The organism is Wolbachia endosymbiont (group A) of Colletes cunicularius (assembly GCF_964264715.1).
Classification (GTDB): domain Bacteria; phylum Pseudomonadota; class Alphaproteobacteria; order Rickettsiales; family Anaplasmataceae; genus Wolbachia.
Map to the genome: position 1 here is coordinate 1,341,308 of NZ_OZ183471.1, position 21,918 is coordinate 1,363,225.

Here is a 21,918-nt window from a genome sequence, read left to right on the forward strand (position 1 = left end):
CACTCCTTTGAGGAAACCTTATTTCGGTTAGCTATAGCTACCAATGTGATAAAAAATATTCTCCATGCAATTATACTCATAATTGTAAGAAAGCGGATCAATCTATCTGCTGTTTGGAGCCTACATTCTTCAACTTTAAGACCGGATTTCAAAATTTTATGAAAAACCTCTATTCTCCATCTTAAGCAATACCATTGTATTTTTTCTACTGCTTCTTCAAAATTATTAATATTTATATTTGTTAACAAAATCCAGTTCATGGGCTCTTCGCCAAATGGGGGATATTTTTCTATAACATAGACAGCATTTAAATTTAAATTAGGAAGTTTTTGCGTTTTACGTCTAGCGTTGTTTTTTGATGCATTCATCACAAAGTTACTAAACTTTACTTCTAAAACTGTTGTTCTTTGAGGTTTGTTATCGCAAGCAGGAATACTCACTTGTATTTCTCCTTGGCAAGACATGCGATTCATCAAATCCCACAATCTTTCACCACCTTTTTCAGAATAAGTCGACTTCTTGTTTACTGTTCTGTTTTGATTTCCTCTTACTACAAAAAGAGATTGATTAGTGGAAGCAACTTCAAATAAATCATAAATATCTGCTTCTCTATCACAAACGGTAACTACCTTAACATCCTTTAATCCAGGATGTTTAGTAGAGTCTTTAAGTGATGCTATCCACCGTATGCTTTCTTTCTCTTCTATGGGAAGAGCAGTATTATGGCTTCTTCTTTTCAACTCCTTTAGGTCTTCAGCTAAGGGAGGTCTAGTACTAATTTTTTGATCCAATAATCCTATAGGTAGTCCTTCTGTTGTAACTGCAAACGTTGTATGCATCACTAATCCATGGGTTTTAAAATTAGTTGTTTTAGATGTTAATCTTGCTGCTATAATCCCTAATCCTTCGGTCTTTTTATGATTTTTATATGAAATATAACTCGTGTCCTGGATAGCTAAGATAGTTGAGTATTCTTTAGCTCTTTCAATATTTTTAATTATATGACTGTCTAATATCTTTCTTTCAGAAATGGCATCTTTTTGGAAAAATCTATAAGCTGCTTTACTTTGATGCCAATCTTCACAAGCTTGATTTATTGAACACTCAGGCGATTCAGCAAAACTATTAACTATTTTTAGAAGCCTTTTACTTAATCTTATATCACCAAAATTAACAATTCCAAATTCACTTTCTGCCCATTCGCCAGTTGAGGTATTTATAGTTCTTTTCATCATATATTCCATTTTTAGACCATAGATCTATTTATAATAGAAAGTTGAATTAGTAAGATAGCAGCTTTTTCTCCTTTTAGATTTATGGGTAATAGTAAGCTTTATGCCAGACGCCACCTACCCAGTAAACAAGTTTCCGATAGGTTTATCCCAAGTTAGAAATTACCCCCTGGTTTTGACGTCACCTTTGATGTTTCGACACTTCATCAGTGGTTCACTTGCGTTCGTCTCTCTATTTAACACATGACACATAATTGTGCCTTTTCCGTAACTCTCACTACCTTGACTCTTTATCAAAGCAGCTTACGGTTGTTTAAAGCCTGCTCTTGTAAACCGGCTTTGAGGGGCCCACCCTCATCTATTATGTAGCTTTTGCACTTAGTTTGCTCTTTGTCTGAGCATCCTTTATGCTTCTACGGCACACTATTTCTTAAACATTTATGACTAAAGGTTAGTTGCATTAAAAAGCAGCTGAGTCGCGGTTATTAAACGTTTAAAACATAAAAAAACGCCAATACTGAAAATAGACAATGACCAGGGCTTCTTTTGCCTTTTTTTTCGTTTGGTGAATTTCTTAAATATTTATGGCTAAACGACAACAGTCATCCCGCTACTTGTTAGCGGCTGAGATACCGTGACGGTATGACGTAGGACTGCTGTCATCTCGCTACTTGTTAGCGGCTAAGAGATACCGCGGCGGTATGACGGTTCGCGGCAGCATGACGATAAGCTCGTCATCCCGCTACTTGGATGACAGCAGATCACCTCTTCACAAAAATTTTATCAGTAATACGCATATCAATAATACTCCAATCGCTGAAAGTAAAATCAGTTGTATTGTGTAAGTGGTTTAAATAGTCCCATGCACTAGAAGGGTTATCTTCAGGCAGTTTCACTGTGGAATCGTTATCAAGTATGATATTCCATCTTCTATTCCCTATATAAGCAAAAGAAGAAATGTGGTCACTTAATTGAGTTTTACTCTCTAACACATCTCTAACAAATTCTAGGTTTGATAACGAGTTTTGTCCTGTAATTACAACAAGATCATCTACTGGATAGTCATCTACGATCACTTTACCTTCGAAATCAATTACCGAGGTTTTGTTATTATCTTTCCAGAGAGCAAACGGTTTATGCTCATCTATATTAATATGTAGGGTATTGGGCAAAATTCTATGGATTCTTACGTGTTTTATCCATCTGCTTACGGATTGTATGTTACCGGCAAGCTTTGAAAGTGATATATACATGATAGGTTGCGTTCTATCTACCAAACTTAGAATGTCCTTTTTGTTTGTAAATTTGTTGCCGCTCACGACTACTTCGTCGATTGAAAATCCACTACTAAGTAATAAACTAGATAGGCAGTCATTATACCAAGTAAAGTAGTAATTAAATCGATTTATTATTTTATCAAGTGAGCTGTAGAGCATTAGCGTAAGAAAAAGTGCTGTGATAATAACCAAGGCACACTTACGCAAAAAACTCCTTTGGCTTCTAGTAATACTGCTCAACATGACTTAAATCCCTAATATTTTTGTGCTGCAAACTATCTTCAATAATAATTTTAACTAATTCATTAAAATTGATTCCTTTTGCCAATTTTGCAATTTCTGGCACTAATGATAACTCAGTAAAGCCAGGATGTGTATTAATCTCAAGCATTTTTAAAGTGTTATTTTTGGGATTATAACGGAAATCTGAGCGGGAAATAGTTTTGCATCCTAAAAATCGATGAACTTTCAGTGCGTGTTCCAAGGTCATTTTATATATATTGTCAGGAATTTCAGCAGGAAATATATGTTCTGCAAATCCATCTGTATACTTTGCTTCATAATCATAGAATTTATTTTTTGGTCGTATTTCCATAGTACCAATTGCTTCATCCAGCAATACAGCAGTATGTAACTCTACACCTGGAATGTATTCTTCTATGATCATCAAATCTTTTGTCACAGAAGTAGCTCCTTCCTTGTCATCCAAGTAGCCAGATACTGCCTGGTCACGCGCTGGAATGACATCAAATTTCAGTTTTAAATAATCCTCATGTGAGGAAACAATATGCACTCCGATGCTAGAACCTTCATTAATTGGTTTTAAGACGTACGGATAATCGATTTTAATATTATTTTTTAGTAGATCTTCTCGGCTAATTACATAACCTTTTGGAGTGTCGATACTAAGGGATCGAAATATATGCTTTGACATCACTTTATTCATAGCAACAGCCGAAGCCATAACTCCTGAGTGTGTATATTTTATACCTAAAATCTCCAATAAACCTTGAATGCAGCCATCTTCACCATAAGGTCCATGCAGAGCTATAAAAGCAAGGCCCGGATTAATCTTTTTAAGCTTTTCAGCAATGTTGCTGTCAACATCTATTTCTATTGCATTATATGAAAGGCTATCAAGTGCCTTCTTTACGGCTTTTCCACTCATAAGCGACACTTCTCTCTCACAAGAAAATCCACCACTTAAAATTGCTATAGTTGGAATCATGAGCATTCTATATAATTTTTATGCTAACGTCTGCATTTTAAGTTATAATATGGACTTACTCACATATTTTCTATATAAATTATACCTACTCTACCATGTCTTTTAGACTGCGTACAGGTTTTCATACATGTTAAATCCTTAAAAGTTAAAATTTACTCCCACTTCCGGCCCATGAAGGTAACCACGACTTAACATACCTCTCTCTAAGTAGTAGCCAACAGAAAGACTTGCTTTTGGAGAAATTGGAAAGTCAACACCAGAACTTATCCGGTATGCAAGATTATAATCAGAAAAGCCTGAAGATAATATTCCAAGATTAGCATTAATGTATGGAGCAATACCTATATCTTTAATATCATAATGGTAGCGTAAACCCGACAAAATTCCTATTCTAGTTTCTCCTGCTGCTAGACTTGAAAATGAAAATATAGGCCCAATTGAAACTTGGGTGCTGTTTGTATAGTGATAGCCAAGAGCATAAGCAAAGCTTAAAAATCTGGTGCTGCCATGTGTTGTCACAGTATAAAAGATTTTATCTTCTTCAATAGAATCAACTCCAAAACACGCCCCTGACAAAGAAATAGCAGGTAACATAGCTATTAAGGTGAGCAATTTTTCCATTTCTTCCTCTCAAATATTGGTACGTGTATGTATACACATATAAATGTTAAGAATAATACAACAACACAGAACACGGTAGTGATAAAGAAGTTGTAATTTAGCAGTAAGTATTATTAATAACTTAAATAATACAGCCACTTTCAGCAACCAAAAACAACAACCCTGAAATACAAAAAGTTTCTTTTCCTTCAGTAGCATTACTCTAAATTTTCATCAAAATAAGCTGTTTTATCCTTTTTTTCCTTATACTCTTCTGCAGTATAGAGAGGTTGCTTTTTAGCTGTGATGTTTGGCCACTTTTGTGAGTATTCTACATTTATATCGTAAAATAACTTGAAAGTTTTTTGTTCGCTGCTCAGTAATTCTTCATCTAATTCTAAAATATCTTTTATGGAATCATCAGTTACAATTGCATCTACTGGACACTCAGGTATGCACACTCCGCAATCAATACATTCATCTGGGTTAATCACGAGCATGTTTTTACCTTCATAGAAGCAGTCAACGGGACATACTTCCACACAGTCCGTATATTTACATTTTATGCATTTATCTGTAACAAAATGCGTCATAAAACACTGTATATTTGTATTATCTTGGGTACACTAAATTGATAAGAAATTCAAGCCTTTTATGAAGATAAATAAATTGAACAACAAAGAATTAGAAGTATGGTTAAGCTTGGCTAGAACTATAGGACCAATAAAGTTTTTTAGTATACTAAGAACACATGGATCGCTAGATGAGGTGCTAAAATATCTCAATAGGGTGGCTAATAATAAGGTGTATGGCATTCAAGATGCACGAGAAGAAATCAATAATGCAGAAAGAATTGGAGCTAAAATTATACCCGCATGTGACCCAGATTACCCTAATCTTTTAAGAAATATCTCTAGTTGTCCTCCTATAATAACTGCGTTTGGTAATATATCATTATTAAGCCGTGAGATAATTGCAATAATCGGTGGGCGCAACTCTTCGATGAATGGAAGAAATTTTGCCAGTAAACTAGCACTTGATTTAAGCGAAGCTGGTTTTGTTATCGTTTCTGGACTTGCAAAAGGAATCTATACCGCAGCAAACAGTGTAATATACAAAAATCATCCCACTATTGCTGTTACAGCAAGCGGAATTGATGTGGTGTATCCAAAAGAGAATTTTGATCTATACAAAAAAATCACTGGAAACGGTGGTTTAGTAATTACTGAGCTTCCATTTGCTACTAAACCAAAGCCTCAGTATTTTCCTCAAAGGAATCGAATTATATCTGGTCTATCGCTGGGTGTTGTAGTGATTGAAGCATCGAAACGTTCTGGCTCTCTAATAACAGCAGATTTTGCTTTAAATCAAGGGAGAGAGGTATTTGCAGTTTCTGGTTTCCCTTTAGATTCACGCTGTAGTGGTAGTAATTATTTAATTAAAAACGGTGCTAAGCTTATCGAGTCCGCTGATGACATAATAGAGAGTATTAGGTTTAGTTTACCTCCGCAGCAAAAAAACCTATTTAATGTTGAGCACTATGCTGTTAACCAAAAACAAGAAAAATTACAACAGGCAAAATCTGTTATAGTTGATCATATTAACTCTGTACCTGTTGATATAGATGAACTTATATTAGCAAGCGGACTTTCTGCCAACATAGCTCTAATGGCTCTTTTAGAACTAGAGTTGGAAAACAAAATAGAGCGTTCACCGGGGAATAAAATATCGTTAATTTTCTAGATTACTTTAGCTATAAGCCCACAACCGTACGAACATTGTGATTTGAGTCCACCAAGAAAGATGTCATTCCAGCACGTGACGCTGGAATCCAGCCTTTATTATGCAGCCACTTGGTTGAAATTAAGTCTTCTGGATCCAAGTAGTCTGGGCACTGGGATGACACCGTCTTGGATGGAAATCAGTGTCAGCTACTTATAGCTAACCGAAATAAGGTTTCCTCAAAGGAGTGTAAAAAGGTATAATACTGCTTTAATTAAGGTAGAATGATGGCAAAGCCATATAGTGAGGACCTGAGGGAACGAGTTTTAAAAGTGGTTGACGAGAAAAAAATGACTATGGAAGAAGTAAGCAAGATGTTCAAAATTGATAGAAAAACTATATACTGGTGGAGGAAAAGAAGAGAAGAAACAGGAAGTATAAAACCGTCTTCAGGCTACCAAAAGGGACATAGTCATAAAATTAAATACTTAGATGGCTTTGTCAAATTTCTGGATGAAAACCGAGATATTACGGTTGAAAAAATAATTGAAAAATTTGGCAACATGTGCAAAGGCACAGTCTACAATTATCTTAAAAAAGTAAACTATACATATAAAAAAAACTTTTCTTTATCAGGAAAGGAATGAAGAGAAACGCAAGGAGTTCATAAAAAAAATAGAAGGAATAGAAAAAGAAAACTTGATATTCATAGATGACTCTGGAGTAGAAGACAACAGATTTTATGAATATGGGTGGTCTCAAAAAGGCAAGAGGTTATTTGCCGATAAACCAGGGTTTAAAAGAAAGAGGGTAAGCATAATAGGAGCACTAAATGAGGGAAAAGTTAAAGCTTCCTGGGTAATTGAGGGCTACTGCAACAGCGAGATTTTTGATGCTTATGTAGAAAATATACTTGTTCCTATATTAAAACCTGGACAGACTATTGTTCTCGATAATGCAAGCTTTCATAAATCTGCAAGAACGAAAAATTTGATAGAAAATGTTGGGTGTAAAATTTTGTTCTCGCCGCCATACTCACCGGATTTAAATCCGATTGAGAAGTTCTGGTTTGCCATTAAGCATGCCATAAGAAAAGTGCTGCCAAGCTTTTGGCCCAATATTAATTCGGCTATTGATTTTGTCTTTCAGCTCTCGGGGAAATCTTACTTCGGTTAGCTATAGATGACACCACCTTTGTATGGAAACCAGTGTCACTCTGACAACCGTCATCTCGCTACGTGTTAGCGGATACCGTGACGTTATGACGAGGGAGTACGCGTTAGCGGAATCTGCTGAGACGCCCGTGATAGCCCTATTCCTATAGTTAGTAATTCCCTTTTATCTACTTTTAGAATTGATAAGAGAAAACTTTTTTTCAACTTGTTGTATGATTTTATAAAAGTGATCGAAATCTAAGCTTGCACTGCCAATTAAAACTCCTGATAAATTTGAAATATTTAACAAATTTTCTATATTTTCTGAACTGACTGAACCACCATATGTAATGTGTTTTTTACCAGTACACAATTTTATTACCTCTATCACCTCAGCAATTGCATCATTATTTGGCACATGACCTGTGCCTATTGCCCATATTGGCTCATATGCTACGGTATATTCACCGTGTGTTGGCAAACGGTTTTTGCATTGATATTCTATTACTTCTTTTGTTTTTTCATTCTTATAATCTTCTGAATTTTCACCTACACAGATAATTGGGTGTAAGCCTGATTCTATTGCTATTTCCGACTTAAGTTTTATTTCACTATCTTTTTCATTGGCCCTTTCAAAATGCCCAAGTATTACGTAAGTACACCCTAGTTCTTTTAACATTTCTGCGCTAATTTCACCTGTGTAAGAACCGAACTTTTTATGATGGCAATTCTGTGCTCCTATATTAATATTATTGTTCAACTCTATACTGCTCGGAAATGATGTAAAAGGAGGGCAAATTACTAATTTAGAGGTAATTTCGTTGCTCTTGTTGTTAAGTTTGCCTATAAAGTCAACAAATGAAGAACGCATTCCATTCATTTTCCAATTTGCTACTATTAAAAAGGACATCAACTTTACTTATATGGACGAGAGTGCCGGCTGTCGGACTTGAACTGACAACCTACTGATTACAAGTCAGTTGCTCTACCAATTGAGCTAAGCCGGCGTTAAACAAATTAATAATATACAATTATCAATGGATTTTAGTCAACTGATTTTTAAAATACTGTATAATGAAAATAATATGAGAAAATTTTTACTGAAGCCAAAAAAGAGTCTAGGGCAAAATTTTATTTTATCGAGTGAGATAACAAAAAAAATCGTCGCTTTAGCTGATGGTCTGGAAAATTTTAATGTCATTGAAATTGGTCCTGGATATGGTGCATTAACAAGAGAAATATTGGTGCATAATCCAAAGTCTCTACTTTCTATAGAAAAAGATAGAGATTTAGTAAAATACCATGACCAACTGCTAAATGAGCATCAAGAAAAGTATAGAATTATAGAAGCGGATGCACTGCATGTTATAGAAGAAGAGCTGATAGAGCGCCCAGTCAAAGTTATTGCTAACTTGCCTTACAATATCTCGGTAGTGTTATTTTTAAAGTGGTTAAATAATATAAAATTTTTTACGAACTTGACATTAATGTTTCAAAAAGAGGTAGCAGATCGCATTACGGCAAGACCCAATTCTAAAGATTATGGTTCCTTATCAGTGCTAAGCCAGTTACTATGTGATATAAAAAAGGAATTTGATATTGAACCTAAAGAGTTTTTTCCAAGACCAAAAATACATTCTTCAGTAATTACAGTAAATCCTTTGCCTAACCCAAAGTTTGCAGTAAATTTGGAAACCTTAACAAGATTAACACGTGCCGTTTTTGCTCAAAGAAGAAAGATGCTGAGAAATAGCTTGCAAAATATAACGAACCACGCTGAAACTGTCCTTGAAAACGCTAAATTGAGTGGAAACGAACGTCCAGAAAACTTAACCATTGAGCAGTTTTGTTTGCTGGCAAATAATGTAGAATGCTCATTTTGCAAAAGCCCTATTGCAATTTAATTAATTGGCGTATAAGCTTTAAATAAAGCCTATGAAAAAAATGGAAGCTTGTTATTCGTTTGACGATATACTTCTTTTGCCAGCCTATTCTAATATATTGCCTTGCGATGCAGATACAAAAACTTATTTAACAAATAATATAGAACTAAATATCCCTCTCATATCCTCTGCAATGGATACTGTTACTGAATCGGGCTTTGCAATAGCTATTGCCCAACATGGAGGGATAGGTTGCATACATAAGAATTTATCAATAGATGAACAAGTTTTAGAAGTAAGAAGGGTGAAAAAATATGAAAGTTGGATCGTGTATAACCCAATTACGATTTCACCGGATAAAACAGTTGCGGAAGCAATTTCATTAATGAGAGAGCACAATTATTCTGGCATTCCTGTAGTCGATCAACGCAAGTTAGTTGGAATTTTAACTAACCGAGATGTTAGGTTTATTGAAGACCAGAACATGAATGTAAAAGTTTCCGAAGTGATGACAAAAGATAAGTTAGTGACAGTGCGGGAGCAGGGAGTGAATAGTGCCTCAGCAATGAAATTGTTGCATGAAAATAGAATAGAAAAGCTTTTGGTCGTAGATGAAAATTCTTGTTGTATAGGTTTAATTACGGTTAAAGACATTGAAAAATACAATAGATACCCAAATTCATGTAAAGACAGTAAAGGGCGTCTCAGAGTTGCCGCTGCAATTGGCACTGGTAAAAAAGATGGTATAGACAGATGTGAAGCTTTGATCGGAGAAGAAGTTGATGTAGTTGTTGTGGATACTGCTCACGGTCATTCCGAAAACGTTATCAATACCATTAGGGAAATAAAAAAGATGTATCCTAATACGCAATTAATTGGCGGAAACATTGCAACAAAGGAGGCTGCTGAAGCGTTGATTGATGCGGGTGTTGATGCAGTGAAGGTCGGAATAGGACCAGGATCAATCTGTACAACCAGAATAGTTACAGGTGTTGGTGTGCCACAATTCTCTGCAATCAAGAATGTTGCAGAGGTGTGTAGAGCAAGAAACGTCAGACTAATTGCTGATGGTGGGGTAAAATACTCAGGAGATGTTGCAAAAGCTATTGCAGCTGGTGCTGACTCTGTGATGATTGGTTCGATTTTTGCTGGCACTGACGAAAGCCCAGGTGAGATTATCATGTATAAGGGCAGAGCATATAAAGGCTATCGAGGAATGGGATCTATTAGTGCAATGAAACGAGGTTCAGCTAGCCGTTATTTTCAAGATAAAGATTCAAAACTAAAATTAGTTCCACAAGGAGTGGAAGGAAGAGTTCCATTCAAAGGTCCAGCTTCAGGAGTAATCCATCAGTTGATTGGCGGATTGCAAGCTGCAATGGGGTATACTGGTAATAGGAATATAGAAGAGATGAAAAAAAATTGTAAATTTGTTACTATTACTGCATCAGGATTAAGAGAGAGTCATGCTCATGATATAGTCATTACACAAGAAGCTCCAAATTACGCTTACCAAGCGTCCAATTTGTCAACCGATTCAGAGTAGTGACCGTTTGTTATTTTGCACCCCAGTCTTTTTCAAATATTGCTAGCCCTTGGTCAGTAAGTGGGTGATTAATTAATTGTCTAAGTACTTTTGCTGGCACAGTAATTGAATCAGCACCAAGCCTTGCAGCTTCTATTACATGTGCTGGGCTTCTCACTGATGCAACAAGAACTTTAGTATCAAAACTGTAATTAGAATATATAGTACATATATCTTCTATTAGCGATAAGCCATCATAGCTTATATCATCAAGGCGACCAACAAAGGGAGAAATAAAACAAGCACCGGCCTTAGCGGCAAGCAGTGCTTGTCCAGGAGAAAAACATAATGTGATGTTAACAGGTATTTTATGCTCTGTCCACAACTTTTTACAAGAAATTAATCCTTCATATGTAAGGGGCAATTTTACCACAACATTATCAGCGATTTTCGCTAACTTAAGGCCTTCTTTAACCATATCTGCATGGTTATTTGTAACAACTTCAACACTAACAGGCCCCTTGATAATAGAGCATATTTCACGCACTAAATCCTCGTATTTATCTTTACGCCTGGACTTTGCTATTAAAGAAGGATTAGTTGTTATGCCGTCAATGAACTCCTTTAGTTCTTTAATTTCATTTAAATCAACGCTATCAAGAAAAATTTCCATATTAATCTCCCATAAAAAAAATACCCTTGCAAAATCTTGTCATCCAAACGCCCTCCTTTGTCATCCAAGTAGCTGACACTGGGATCCATCTTTTTTTTATCATGAACATTATATACTCCTAGAATCTATTACCCATTGCATAATTTACAAATATTTTTACACCTAGATCCCAGTGTCACGCACTGGGATGACAGGGAAGAGAATACTGGATGACAGAAAAAAAAGCACTTGGATGACAAAAATTGGGCTACTCGGATGACAAGACCGACTTTTTGCCTAAAATAACTAAGAAAGAAATTTCTCATCAAGATAACTTAAATATATACTAATTCTCTTATTTTTAAACGATTTCTCATCATGAATTGCACGATCAAAAACCTGAATTTGACTTGTTATAATGCTACAATTATTATTTGCAACTTCTAATACGCCACTATCAATTACAACCTTCTTTTCTGTTTGGTTACTCATTTTAACAGTAATCATACCAGGCAATAAATAAATTAAGTAAGGAGCATGGTGAGCTAAAATCATAAGCTCCCCTTCGAGCCCAGTTACTGAAAGAGAAACCACTCCACTGAATGAAATTTGATCATCAGGAGAGAAAAATTGCACTTTAAAAGTATTCATAATCTTTAACTTTTATTTAGCTTCAGCTTGTATTAATTTAGCCTTTTTTATTGCTTCATCTATATTCCCCACCATATAAAAAGCAGCCTCTGGTAAGTGATCATATTTACCTTCAACAATCTCTTTAAAACTGGAAACAGTATCAGAAAGTGAAACAAATTTACCAGGCATACCAGTAAATATTTCTGCAACGTGAAAAGGTTGAGAAAGAAATTTCTGAATCTTACGAGCCCTATCAACAATAATTTTATCTTCATCAGATAGCTCATCCATACCAAGTATTGCGATAATATCTTGCAGTGATTTATAAGTTTGCAATATACGTTTCACCTCAGAAGCTACCTTATAATGTTCTTCACCAATGATTTCAGCAGATAAAGACTGAGAAGTTGAATCAAGTGGATCAACAGCAGGGTATATTCCCATTTCAGCTATTTGCCTTGACAACACTGTGGTGGCATCAAGATGAGAGAATGTAGTTGCTGGGGCTGGATCAGTTAAATCGTCCGCAGGAACATATATAGCTTGCACAGAAGTAATAGAGCCAGAAGTTGTTGAAGCTATTCTTTCTTGCATTGCACCCATATCAGTTGCAAGGGTTGGCTGATAACCAACAGCTGACGGTATTCTTCCAAGTAAAGCAGAAATTTCAGAACCAGCTTGTGTAAAACGGAAGATATTATCCACAAAAAATAGAACATCTTGGTTTTCACGGTCACGAAAATACTCTGCCATAGTAAGTGCTGTTAAAGCAACTCTAGCCCTTGCTCCAGGAGGCTCATTCATCTGACCATAAACCAAAACAGCTTGAGATTTTTCATGCTCATTTATATTTATTACATTTGAAGTGATCATCTCGTGATAAAGATCGTTACCTTCACGCGTTCTCTCCCCTACCCCGGCAAACACAGAAAATCCTTTATGAGCTTTTGCTATATTATTAATTAATTCCATTATCAGGACTGTTTTACCAACACCGGCTCCACCAAATAAGCCAATTTTTCCTCCTTTAAGATAAGGTGCAAGAAGATCTATAACTTTTATTCCCGTAACTAAAACTTCTTCCTGTATTCTCTGTTCAGTAAAACTTGGAGGTGCTCTATGTATAGGCTCTAAGTTATATTTTCCCTTCAGTGGACCACACTCATCTATAAGCTCTCCAACAACATTAAAAATCCTTCCTAAAGTTGAACGCCCAACCGGAACTGATATTGGTGCGCCTGTATCAACAAATTCATCCCCCCTTGACATGCCATCTGTGCTATCCATAGCAATACAACGAACTATATTGTCACCTATATGCTGCGAAACTTCTAAAACCAGCTCCTTATCCTTATATTTTAGTTTGCTTTTTAAAGCATTAAATATTTTAGGCAATTCACCTTCAAATTTTATATCAACAACTGCTTGAGTTACCTTAATCGCTCTACCTATATTCATCTCTTTATTTTTATCACCTAACACTATAATTCTATAAAAGAACTTCTAAAGAAAATAAATCTTATATTATTAATAGAAATTTTGCAACATTAAAACGCTTACTAGTTACGCTTCATTACAAACAATGCAAATGCATTTAATAGCCAAGTAATAATAAACAATACTAAACTAAGCGCATAAGCAGCAAGAGTTTGTACACTATTGAAATCCTGATCTCCGGTAAGTAATGTAGCGATCTGCACGGTAATGGTAGTAACTGAATTAAGAGGGTTAAAAGTCAAATTTGCGTTGATTCCCACAGCCATTAGCACAATCATTGTTTCACCTATCACTCTTGAAATTGACAATAAAATTGCACTTAAAATTGTAGGCATTGCATAAGGTATTGTTATATGCCATATAGTTTCCGCTGGAGTTGCGCCAAGTGCCATGAAGCCATAACGCAAGCTTTTTGGAACAGATCTTATGGCATCTTCGAGTAAAGAAATAATAAAAGGAAGAATCATTATCCCAATCGATAAACCGGCAACTAAGGCACTTTCTGAGTGTATACTTAAACCAAAAAAATTTGCTACCTGCTTTATAAAGAAAGACAAAAACACAACCGCAAAATATCCATATACAACCGTAGGAATAGCAGATAAAACTTGCAAAGTTGTATTAACAATATAACGCACTTTCTCACTCGCATATTCACTAATATATATTGCAGAAAATAAACCAAGCGGAACGACAACTAACATTGCTATAATAGTTATAAGTAATGTACCTACTAAAAGCGGCGCTATACCAAAACATCCTATCTTCTCTTCATTGATAGTGACTACATTGTGGCCCCATTTCAAGCAAAACAAGAATTCTGAAATAGCCACTTTATTAAAAAAATTAATGGATTGAATAAAAATAGATAGCATTATAAATAAAGTGATAAAAAATGATATGGCCAAAGCCACAAATAACGAAAGTTTTATTATCTTATTTCTTTTATTTTTAAAGATAAAAGCAAGCATGAAAAAAAGTAACGCTATAGAAATAAAAGTTACAAAACAATTATTATAGAGTACTAACAACCAAGTTAGCATCCATACACAACTAAGATATAGATAAGATTTAACCTTATTTACTTCTTGAAACCTACTAAAACAAAATAAAAGGATTAGTAGGACAGGTATGACTATCACCAAATTCATTTTCCCATGCATCAAATTTTATTCTACGAAAATGTCATACAAGTTCACCATCATTTGACAATAAAGTAAAACAATTTAAAATAAATAATTATATTAATATAAAAACAATGAAGAGAACACTTCAACCAAAAAATTTGATAAGAAAGCGCAGACATGGATTTCGTTCACGTATGGCAACAAGAGCTGGAAGAAAAATCCTTAATAGGCGCCGTTCATTAGGGTGTAACAAATTATGCGCATAGTAAGTATAAAAAAAAAGATTTTTCCTTTGCTTTCAAAAATAAGTTAGCACTCAGCAGTCTTTTTTATCGTGGGCTTTATATATCACTGTACGCTATAAAAGAAAGAGAACCTGAAAAGTACACTCATACTATTAGAGTAGGTCTGGCTATCAGTAAAAAAGCCGGAAAAGCAGCAAAAAGAAATAAAATAAAAAGGCAATTACGAATGCTTGCTAAAATTAGCATTTTAAATATAAGCAATATAGGGCACTACTACATAATACTAACTCATAGAAACATTATGCAAGCAAATTATAAAAACTTACAAAAAGATCTAACTATTTGCTTAAAAAAGATAAAATAAAAAAAACCTTAATTAAGGTATTTACAACTATATTTTTTATGATAACATAAGTAAAATTTTTAAAATAAATTAACGGGTGTGGGTGTTTAATGGTAGAGAGTAGAAAAGAACAAGATAAAAATCTCAATATAAATACAAATAATGTTAAAGAAGATTTTTATGAATATAGAGAATCTAGTTATCGTACACAATGGGAATTAGCATTTGAGCAAAGTCAATACTTAGAGCAGAATAAGAATAAGCCTAGACCACAATTATTAGATTTGAATATAGAAGCGACTTCCCGTAATAAAAGAATGATTAAAAGGCGATAAAAAGAAATTTTTATAAACTTGGCGGCGACCTACTCTCCCTTTTCAAGTACCATCAGCGCTAAAAAGTTTCACTTCCGAGTTCGAGATGAGATCGGGTGGTTCATTTTTGCTATAGCCACCAAGTCAATAAAAATTTCTAACTTAACAATTTTAACTTAATATTTAACACTGCATACACACATATAGAAAGCAAATAAATCAATCAGGCTATTAGTACTAGTTAGCTTCACATGTTACCATGCTTCCACACCTAGCCTATCAACGTGGTAGTCTTCCACGGCCTTAATTGGAAAATCTTTTTGAAGAGGGTTTCTTGCTTATATGCTTTCAGCAATTATCCCATCTATACATAGCCACCCAGCGATGCTATTGGCATAACAGCTGGTACACCAGAGGTATATCCATCTCGGTCCTCTCGTACTAGAGTCAGACCTTCTCAAATTTCCTTCACCCACGGCAGATAGAAACCGAACTGTCTCACAACGTTCTAAACCCAACTCACGTATCACTTTAATCGGCGAACAGCCGAACCCTTGGGACCTTCTTCAGCCCCAGGATGTGATGAGTCGACATCGAGGTGCCAAACGGTGTCGTCGCTATGAACGCTCGAACACCATCAGCCTGTTATCCCCGGCGTACCTTTTATCCGTTGAGCGATGACCCTTCCATACAGAATCACCGGATCACTATGACCGACTTTCGTCTCTGCTTGGCTTGTCAGCCTCGCAGTCAGGCAAGCTTATGCCATTATACTATCAAGCTGATTTCCGACCAGCTCTAGCTTACCTTCGCACGCCTCCGTTACTTTTTAGGAGGCGACCGCCCCAGTCAAACTACCCACCATACAATGTCCTAGTTCCAGATAATGAAACATAGTTAGATATCAAAAGTGTAAAGGGTGGTATCTCAAGGTTGACTCCATTATAGCTAGCGCCATAACTTCAAAGTCTCCCACCTATCCTGCACATCACACTTTTAATAGCAATGTAAAGCTATAGTAAAGGTGCACGGGGTCTCTTCGTCTAACCGCGGGTACCCCGCATCTGCACGGGGAATTCAATTTCGCTGAAGTGATGTTGGAGACAGTGGAGAAATCGTTACGCCATTCGTGCGGGTCGGAACTTACCCGACAAGGAATTTCGCTACCTTAGGACCGTCAGTGTTACGGCCGCCGTTTACTGGGGCTTCAATTTAGAGCTTGCACCCCTCCTATTAACCTTCCAGCACCGGGCAGGCGTCAGACCCTATACTTCCACTTACGTGTTTGCAGAGTCCTGTGTTTTTAGTAAACAGTCGCTACTCCCTATTTTGTGCCACCTACTCATAGTTGCCTAAAAGCAGGTTACCCTTCTTCCGAAGTTACAGGTATAATTTGCCGAGTTCCTTCAACATCATTCTTTCAACACCTTAGTATACTCTACTCATCCACCAGTGTCGGTTTGCGGTACGGCCTCATAAATATAAGTGCTATTTCCTGGAGCTTCTTTTAAGCATAGATCAATCCAATAAGATCTATACAAATACGAAACCCGTCACACTTAAGAGGTTTAGGAATATTAACCTAATTGCCATCGACTACTCCTTTACGGACTCGCCTTAGGAACCGACTAACCCTACGCAGATTAACTTAACGTAGGAACCCTTAGATTTTTGGTGAGAGTGTTTTTCACACTCTTTTACGCTACTTATGTCAGCATTCTCACTTCCGATATCTCCAGCAGTTTTCACAAACCACCTTCACAGACTTACGGAACGCTCCGCTACCGCGCCTATTGATCGAAATCAATAAGCACTCACATCTTCGGTATACAGCTTTAGCCCCGGTACATTTTCGGCGCAGAAAAACTTATTTAGACAAGTGAGCTGTTACGCTTTCTTTAAAGGATGGCTGCTTCCAAGCCAACCTCCTAGCTGTAATGGTTTTTCTACTTCCTTCCCCACTTAGCTGTAATTTTGGGACCTTAGATAGTGATCTGGGTTGTTTCCCTTTCCACCACGGACTTAGCACCCGTAGTGTGCCTGCTGTATAATTAACTGTTGGTATTCGGAGTTTAGTTAGATTTGGTAAGACGGTGAATCCCCCTAGTCTATCCAGTGCTCTACCCCCAACAACATACATACAACGCTCTACCTAAATAGATTTCGCGGAGAACCAGCTATTTCCAAGTTTGATTGGCCTTTCACCCCTAATCACAACTCATCCAATAATGTTGCAACATTAACTGGTTCGATCCTCCAGTGTGTTTTACCACACCTTCAATCTGGTCATGACTAGATCACTTGGTTTCGGGTCTAATCCATAAAACTAAAACGCCCTATTCAGACTTGCTTTCGCTACGCCTACACCTAACGGCTTAAGCTTGCTTCATAGATTAACTCGCTGACCCATTATGCAAAAGGTACGCTGTCACTCTAAATATCAATAAATTGATATAGAGCTCCAACTGTTTGTAAGCACTTGATTTCAGATTCTATTTCACTCCCCTCCCGGGGTTCTTTTCACCTTTCCCTCACGGTACTTGTTCACTATCGGTCGTTAAGGAGTATTTAGGCTTGGAGGATGGTCCCCCCATATTCAAACAGGATTTCACGTGCCCCGCTCTACTCAAGGATTTAAAAACTTTCTACTTATACAGGACTATCACCTTCTATGGTTACTATTTCCAGAGTATTCTAATTCTTATTCTTAAATCACTAGCCTTTTCCGCTTTCGCTCGTCACTACTAACAGAATCTCGGTTGATTTCTTTTCCTTTGGCTACTTAGATATTTCAGTTCACCAAGTTTGCCTTACATACTAAGTATGTAATAACTAGCTAAGCTAGTTGGGTTTCCCCATTCGGAAATCTGCGGATCAAAATTTGTTGACAATTCCCCACAGCTTATCGCAGCCTGCCACGTCCTTCATCGCCTCTTAACGCCAAGGCATCCATCAAGTGCTCTTAATAATTTATTTATCCGACTATATGTAGAATATGCAGAGTTAAATATTATTAAAATTGAATTGAGATTAAATTAATCTCTACCATAAAACTTGTCAAGCATCTAAAAACTAAATTAATCTTTTATATATTATAACCTAACAAATAATATGTCAACGCCTTTTTGCACAAAACATTTACTTATATTATCAACAACAATATACTAGCAATCCTAAACAGTGCAATCTGAGAAATATGCGGTAAACTTATATATACAGTAAAAATTAATGAAAAAGATATTTTGTAAGATAAAATGTGTTAAAATCAATTGCCTAAAAATGATAATGAACATTCGGAGTATTTCTCATGTATGAAAAGTCATCTCTCTTTTATAAAAAACGTTGCTTTAAATTGTATGTCTAAGCTCATTGGTGTATTAAATATTAAGAAAGTAAAACACTTCATTGTGAATAAATATAATACTCTTCATAAAGAAATGACAGTACTTCTTAAAAAATCTAAGAACCTGTTAAATACCAACATTGAAATCGGTTTATATCACTTTTATAAAGGTAGCATATCAGATGCAAAGTTACGATTTTGGTTAATTAGCATATTTTACCCCCATTTACCCATAGTCTGGTATAACATCGGAAGGTGTCATTTTGCAGTAGGGAATACTAATAAAGCTTATAATTATTTAACACAGACACTAAAATTAGATAGTGATCACGAGGAGGCATCTTACTATATAAAAAAAATGACAAACTCAGCGCCTATTACAGAATTGCCAAAAAACCTCATAAGACAATATTTTGATTACACAGGTGAATATTTTGTTGAGCATTGGTTGATTGCTAAACAGTATAGAGGGCATGAACTTGTACACATGATAATTACAAAAATCTTCAACAACTCCACTTCTGAGCTCAATATACTTGACCTTGGTTGTGGGACTGGAATATGTGGTCATTTCTTGAAAATAAATAGTACTGGAAGCCACATAACAGGAATTGACATTTCAAGTAGAATGCTAAATATCGCAAGAGGATGCTTTATAAAAGGTAAGCCTGTTTACAATGAATTAATACATATGGAAATGAAAGAGTTTCTTAAACAAAAGAAAAACCAGCAGTATGATGTAATTATCTTTGCTGAAGTGCTACATTATCTACATGACTTTCAAGAAGAATTGGAATTAGCAAAAAGATCTACGAGCAAAAAAGGGGTTATTATATGTTTAATAAGAAGAAAGGAAGGTGAAGGTATTGACTTTGTAAACAAAGGAGACTATTTTCGTCACTCAGAAAGTTATGTTCAACATGTTGCAAAAAAAATAAATATGCAGATAAGTTATATGAGTTACTGTAAAATATATGGCAGTCAGGTTGACGGTATCTTGTTTGCATTACAGCATCAACAAGAAAATCCGAAAAACCTAACTTAAAAATCGCTCAAAGTGGCTTTTAAGTATCTATATATAATAAAAGAATAAAAGGAATTTTATGAATAACATTACTATTAATTACGCAAAGGATAGCAAATTAACCGATTTTGGAAAAGCAGTTCTATCAGACAGGTATTTAATAGAAAATGAAAGTTACCAAGACCTCTTTGCACGTATTGCTAATTACTATTCTGATAACAAAGAACATGCGCAGCGTCTCTATGACTACATGAGCAACTTGTGGTTCATGCCTTCAACACCAATACTCAGCAATGGTGGCACCAAGAGAGGGTTGCCTATCTCTTGCTTTCTTAATGAAACCGAAGACAGCTTGCAGGGAATAGTTGACTTATGGAATGAAAATGTTTGGCTTGCTGCACGTGGAGGAGGCATAGGTAGTTATTGGGGAAATTTACGTTCAATTGGTGAAAGTGTAAAAGGTAGTGGTAAAACATCAGGAATTGTACCATTTATTGTGGTGCAAAATGCTCTAACGCTCGCAATTAGTCAGGGATCCTTAAGGCGAGGAAGTTCAGCAGTCTATCTTCCTGTATCTCATCCGGAGATAGAAGAGTTTCTGGATTTGCGCAAGCCAACAGGCGGTGACCCAAATCGCAAAGCGTTAAATATACATCATGCTGTAATAGTAACAGATAAATTTATGCAGGCTGTTGAGAATGATCAAGAATGGAATTTAATAAGCCCTCACAACAATAAGGTTATTTCAACTGTAAAAGCGCGGGATATATGGATCAAAATATTAACAGCAAGAGTTGAAACTGGAGAACCTTACATTATTTTCCTTGATGCAACAAATAACAATAAGCCAGAATCTTACAAAAAGCTCAACTTAGACATCAAGATGTCAAATCTATGCAGTGAAATAACTTTAACTACAGGTTATGATCACCTGAATAAGTCACGCACTGCTGTGTGTTGTCTATCATCCGTAAATCTTGAGTACTACGAAGAATGGAAAGACGATAAACTCTTCATAGAAGATATAATGCGCTTTCTTGATAATGTATTGGAAGATTTCATAAATAAAGCACCGAATGAAATGCAGCGAGCAAAATATTCTGCAGCCAGAGAACGCAGTATTGGTTTTGGTGTGATGGGTTTTCATTCATTTTTACAAAGCAAAATGGTTCCTTTTGAATCAGTAATAGCACAACAATGGAATAAAAAAATATTTAAGTATTTACGTGAGCAAGCAGATATAGTTTCTAAAAAATTGGCAGAAGAAAAGGGGGCATGTCTTGATGCCAAAGAAGTCGATCTAATGGAAAGGTTTACACACAAGCTCGCTATTGCTCCAACTGCCTCAATCTCCATTATTGCAGGCAATACCTCTCCTGGAATAGAGCCATATGCAGCAAACGTATTCATACAAAAGACACTGACAGGCTCATTTGTAGTGCGAAATAAATTCTTGCAAAAACTATTAGCAGAAAAAAATCAAGACAATGATAAAATATGGTCTTCAATTTCAACAAACGAGGGTTCCGTTCAGCATTTAGATTTTCTTAGTGAGCATGAAAAATTGACATTTAAAACAGCGTACGAGCTCGACCAAAGATGGATTATAGAACATGCAAGTGATAGAACTCCGTATGTTTGTCAGTCTCAATCAGTCAATCTGTTCTTGCCTGCCAACATACACAAACGTTACTTGCATAAAATACACATGCTTGCCTGGAAAAAAGGATTGAAGAGCTTATATTACTGCAGATCACAATCAATGCAGAGAGCTGACAAGGTTTCGCATGACATATTCAAAAAAAGTGAAGTATTGCAACACAAAACAGATATTGACTACGATGAATGTTTGTCATGCCAATAGTGACCTTATTCAAAAAAAGTAGAGAGAAAGTTAAGCAAATGGGTAAGGAAATAGTGTGCCGTAGAAGCATAAAGGATGCTCAGACAAAGAGCAAACTAAGTGCAAAAGCTACATAATAGATGAGGGTGGGCCCCTCAAAGCCGGTTTACAAGAGCAGGCTTTAAACAACCGTAAGCTGCTTTGATAAAGAGTCAAGGTAGTGAGAGTTACGGAAAAGGCACAATTATGTGTCATGTGTTAAATAGAGAGACGAAC

At 35.9% G+C, this 21,918-nt stretch carries 18 protein-coding genes, 1 tRNA gene, 2 rRNA genes and 2 pseudogenes; 10 read left to right on the forward strand and 13 right to left on the reverse strand.

Annotation, left to right across the window (positions count from 1 at the left end; all coding sequences use genetic code 11):
- Positions 1 to 35 precede the first annotated feature (35 nt).
- The 5 genes and pseudogenes from ACFELZ_RS07925 to ACFELZ_RS07945 form a co-directional block, all read right to left on the reverse strand.
- Positions 36 to 1,235: pseudogene (locus ACFELZ_RS07925) on the reverse strand (IS4 family transposase); the annotation flags it as partial.
- Positions 1,236 to 1,993: 758 nt separating this feature from the next.
- Positions 1,994 to 2,752, reverse strand: coding sequence for a cell division protein FtsQ/DivIB (locus ACFELZ_RS07930; protein ID WP_374698838.1), 759 nt, complete (start codon positions 2,750 to 2,752; stop codon positions 1,994 to 1,996).
- A complete protein-coding gene (locus ACFELZ_RS07935) occupies positions 2,733 to 3,743 on the reverse strand; it encodes a D-alanine--D-alanine ligase (protein ID WP_375316099.1) in 1,011 nt (336 codons plus the stop codon). The genes ACFELZ_RS07930 and ACFELZ_RS07935 overlap by 20 nt, the downstream gene beginning before the upstream one ends.
- 132 nt (positions 3,744 to 3,875) lie before the next feature.
- On the reverse strand, positions 3,876 to 4,358 hold the full coding sequence (locus tag ACFELZ_RS07940; protein WP_375316100.1) for a hypothetical protein: 483 nt from the start codon (positions 4,356 to 4,358) through the stop codon (positions 3,876 to 3,878).
- Positions 4,359 to 4,555: 197 nt separating this feature from the next.
- The gene (locus tag ACFELZ_RS07945) at positions 4,556 to 4,930 is read right to left on the reverse strand and encodes a ferredoxin family protein (RefSeq protein ID WP_010082601.1); all 375 of its coding nucleotides are present in this window, start codon (positions 4,928 to 4,930) and stop codon (positions 4,556 to 4,558) included.
- A 61-nt stretch (positions 4,931 to 4,991) separates the two neighbouring features.
- Here ACFELZ_RS07945 and dprA point away from each other — a divergent pair, with 61 nt between their 5' ends.
- The 3 genes from dprA to ACFELZ_RS07965 all read left to right on the forward strand — a co-directional run bounded on the left by dprA (position 4,992) and on the right by ACFELZ_RS07965 (position 7,235).
- Positions 4,992 to 6,080: a DNA-processing protein DprA gene (gene dprA / locus ACFELZ_RS07950; protein ID WP_375316101.1), complete on the forward strand. Its 1,089-nt coding sequence runs from the start codon at positions 4,992 to 4,994 to the stop codon at positions 6,078 to 6,080.
- Positions 6,081 to 6,343: 263 nt separating this feature from the next.
- A complete protein-coding gene (locus tag ACFELZ_RS07960) occupies positions 6,344 to 6,706 on the forward strand; it encodes a helix-turn-helix domain-containing protein (protein ID WP_375315796.1) in 363 nt (120 codons plus the stop codon).
- A gap of 19 nt (positions 6,707 to 6,725) precedes the next feature.
- Positions 6,726 to 7,235 (forward strand): IS630 family transposase, encoded by a 510-nt coding sequence (locus tag ACFELZ_RS07965; RefSeq protein WP_375316670.1) that lies wholly within the window; start codon positions 6,726 to 6,728, stop codon positions 7,233 to 7,235.
- A 162-nt stretch (positions 7,236 to 7,397) separates the two neighbouring features.
- Here ACFELZ_RS07965 and ACFELZ_RS07970 read toward each other — a convergent pair whose 3' ends face one another.
- Both ACFELZ_RS07970 and ACFELZ_RS07975 read right to left on the reverse strand, forming a co-directional pair.
- Positions 7,398 to 8,123: a triosephosphate isomerase gene (locus ACFELZ_RS07970; protein ID WP_265033393.1), complete on the reverse strand. Its 726-nt coding sequence runs from the start codon at positions 8,121 to 8,123 to the stop codon at positions 7,398 to 7,400.
- 24 nt (positions 8,124 to 8,147) lie between these two features.
- Positions 8,148 to 8,220: transfer RNA gene (locus ACFELZ_RS07975), tRNA-Thr, on the reverse strand.
- Positions 8,221 to 8,298: 78 nt separating this feature from the next.
- Between ACFELZ_RS07975 and rsmA the strand changes: the two genes are divergently transcribed.
- Together rsmA and guaB are read left to right on the forward strand one after the other, a co-directional pair.
- Positions 8,299 to 9,117, forward strand: a complete 819-nt coding sequence (gene rsmA, locus ACFELZ_RS07980) for a 16S rRNA (adenine(1518)-N(6)/adenine(1519)-N(6))-dimethyltransferase RsmA (RefSeq protein WP_375316102.1) — start codon at positions 8,299 to 8,301, stop codon at positions 9,115 to 9,117.
- A gap of 31 nt (positions 9,118 to 9,148) precedes the next feature.
- On the forward strand, positions 9,149 to 10,642 hold the full coding sequence (gene guaB / locus ACFELZ_RS07985) for an IMP dehydrogenase (RefSeq protein WP_375316103.1): 1,494 nt from the start codon (positions 9,149 to 9,151) through the stop codon (positions 10,640 to 10,642).
- 10 nt (positions 10,643 to 10,652) lie between these two features.
- Here guaB and fsa read toward each other — a convergent pair whose 3' ends face one another.
- From fsa to pstC, 4 genes are all read right to left on the reverse strand, one after another.
- Positions 10,653 to 11,294: a fructose-6-phosphate aldolase gene (gene fsa, locus ACFELZ_RS07990; RefSeq protein ID WP_375316104.1), complete on the reverse strand. Its 642-nt coding sequence runs from the start codon at positions 11,292 to 11,294 to the stop codon at positions 10,653 to 10,655.
- A gap of 285 nt (positions 11,295 to 11,579) precedes the next feature.
- A complete protein-coding gene (locus ACFELZ_RS08000) occupies positions 11,580 to 11,924 on the reverse strand; it encodes a F0F1 ATP synthase subunit epsilon (protein ID WP_006279902.1) in 345 nt (114 codons plus the stop codon).
- A 12-nt stretch (positions 11,925 to 11,936) separates the two neighbouring features.
- Positions 11,937 to 13,364 (reverse strand): F0F1 ATP synthase subunit beta, encoded by a 1,428-nt coding sequence (atpD, locus tag ACFELZ_RS08005; protein ID WP_375316702.1) that lies wholly within the window; start codon positions 13,362 to 13,364, stop codon positions 11,937 to 11,939.
- A 101-nt stretch (positions 13,365 to 13,465) separates the two neighbouring features.
- On the reverse strand, positions 13,466 to 14,554 hold the full coding sequence (gene pstC, locus ACFELZ_RS08010; RefSeq protein WP_375316703.1) for a phosphate ABC transporter permease subunit PstC: 1,089 nt from the start codon (positions 14,552 to 14,554) through the stop codon (positions 13,466 to 13,468).
- Between the two features lie 107 nt (positions 14,555 to 14,661).
- On the opposite strand from pstC, the gene rpmH reads away from it, so the two are divergent.
- The 3 genes and pseudogenes from rpmH to ACFELZ_RS08025 all read left to right on the forward strand — a co-directional run bounded on the left by rpmH (position 14,662) and on the right by ACFELZ_RS08025 (position 15,453).
- Positions 14,662 to 14,796, forward strand: a complete 135-nt coding sequence (gene rpmH / locus ACFELZ_RS08015) for a 50S ribosomal protein L34 (protein WP_375316106.1) — start codon at positions 14,662 to 14,664, stop codon at positions 14,794 to 14,796.
- 67 nt (positions 14,797 to 14,863) lie between these two features.
- Positions 14,864 to 15,139 (forward strand): annotated as a pseudogene (rnpA, locus tag ACFELZ_RS08020) (ribonuclease P protein component); the annotation flags it as partial.
- A gap of 89 nt (positions 15,140 to 15,228) precedes the next feature.
- Positions 15,229 to 15,453 (forward strand): hypothetical protein, encoded by a 225-nt coding sequence (locus tag ACFELZ_RS08025; RefSeq protein ID WP_375316107.1) that lies wholly within the window; start codon positions 15,229 to 15,231, stop codon positions 15,451 to 15,453.
- Positions 15,454 to 15,469: 16 nt separating this feature from the next.
- Here ACFELZ_RS08025 and rrf read toward each other — a convergent pair.
- Positions 15,470 to 15,576 (reverse strand): 5S ribosomal RNA (rrf, locus tag ACFELZ_RS08030).
- Between the two features lie 66 nt (positions 15,577 to 15,642).
- A 23S ribosomal RNA gene (locus ACFELZ_RS08035) occupies positions 15,643 to 18,408 on the reverse strand.
- 335 nt (positions 18,409 to 18,743) lie between these two features.
- Between ACFELZ_RS08035 and ACFELZ_RS08040 the strand changes: the two genes are divergently transcribed.
- A complete protein-coding gene (locus ACFELZ_RS08040) occupies positions 18,744 to 19,820 on the forward strand; it encodes a methyltransferase domain-containing protein (RefSeq protein WP_375316704.1) in 1,077 nt (358 codons plus the stop codon).
- A gap of 58 nt (positions 19,821 to 19,878) precedes the next feature.
- Positions 19,879 to 21,663, forward strand: a complete 1,785-nt coding sequence (locus ACFELZ_RS08045) for a ribonucleoside-diphosphate reductase subunit alpha (protein WP_375316108.1) — start codon at positions 19,879 to 19,881, stop codon at positions 21,661 to 21,663.
- The last annotated feature ends 255 nt before the right edge of the window (positions 21,664 to 21,918 follow it).

Excerpts from the sequence above, each read along its gene's own strand:
- ACFELZ_RS07930 (WP_374698838.1), bottom strand. The coding sequence starts at position 2,752 with ATGTTGAGCAGTATTACTAGAAGCCAAAGGAGTTTTTTGCGTAAGTGT.
- ACFELZ_RS07935 (WP_375316099.1), bottom strand. The coding sequence starts at position 3,743 with ATGCTCATGATTCCAACTATAGCAATTTTAAGTGGTGGATTTTCTTGT.
- ACFELZ_RS07940 (WP_375316100.1), bottom strand. The coding sequence starts at position 4,358 with ATGGAAAAATTGCTCACCTTAATAGCTATGTTACCTGCTATTTCTTTG.
- ACFELZ_RS07945 (WP_010082601.1), bottom strand. The coding sequence starts at position 4,930 with ATGACGCATTTTGTTACAGATAAATGCATAAAATGTAAATATACGGAC.
- dprA (WP_375316101.1), top strand. The coding sequence starts at position 4,992 with ATGAAGATAAATAAATTGAACAACAAAGAATTAGAAGTATGGTTAAGC.
- ACFELZ_RS07960 (WP_375315796.1), top strand. The coding sequence starts at position 6,344 with ATGATGGCAAAGCCATATAGTGAGGACCTGAGGGAACGAGTTTTAAAA.
- ACFELZ_RS07970 (WP_265033393.1), bottom strand. The coding sequence starts at position 8,123 with ATGTCCTTTTTAATAGTAGCAAATTGGAAAATGAATGGAATGCGTTCT.
- rsmA (WP_375316102.1), top strand. The coding sequence starts at position 8,299 with ATGAGAAAATTTTTACTGAAGCCAAAAAAGAGTCTAGGGCAAAATTTT.
- guaB (WP_375316103.1), top strand. The coding sequence starts at position 9,149 with ATGAAAAAAATGGAAGCTTGTTATTCGTTTGACGATATACTTCTTTTG.
- fsa (WP_375316104.1), bottom strand. The coding sequence starts at position 11,294 with ATGGAAATTTTTCTTGATAGCGTTGATTTAAATGAAATTAAAGAACTA.
- ACFELZ_RS08000 (WP_006279902.1), bottom strand. The coding sequence starts at position 11,924 with ATGAATACTTTTAAAGTGCAATTTTTCTCTCCTGATGATCAAATTTCA.
- atpD (WP_375316702.1), bottom strand. The coding sequence starts at position 13,364 with ATGAATATAGGTAGAGCGATTAAGGTAACTCAAGCAGTTGTTGATATA.
- pstC (WP_375316703.1), bottom strand. The coding sequence starts at position 14,554 with ATGAATTTGGTGATAGTCATACCTGTCCTACTAATCCTTTTATTTTGT.
- rpmH (WP_375316106.1), top strand. The coding sequence starts at position 14,662 with ATGAAGAGAACACTTCAACCAAAAAATTTGATAAGAAAGCGCAGACAT.
- ACFELZ_RS08025 (WP_375316107.1), top strand. The coding sequence starts at position 15,229 with ATGGTAGAGAGTAGAAAAGAACAAGATAAAAATCTCAATATAAATACA.
- ACFELZ_RS08040 (WP_375316704.1), top strand. The coding sequence starts at position 18,744 with ATGAAAAGTCATCTCTCTTTTATAAAAAACGTTGCTTTAAATTGTATG.
- ACFELZ_RS08045 (WP_375316108.1), top strand. The coding sequence starts at position 19,879 with ATGAATAACATTACTATTAATTACGCAAAGGATAGCAAATTAACCGAT.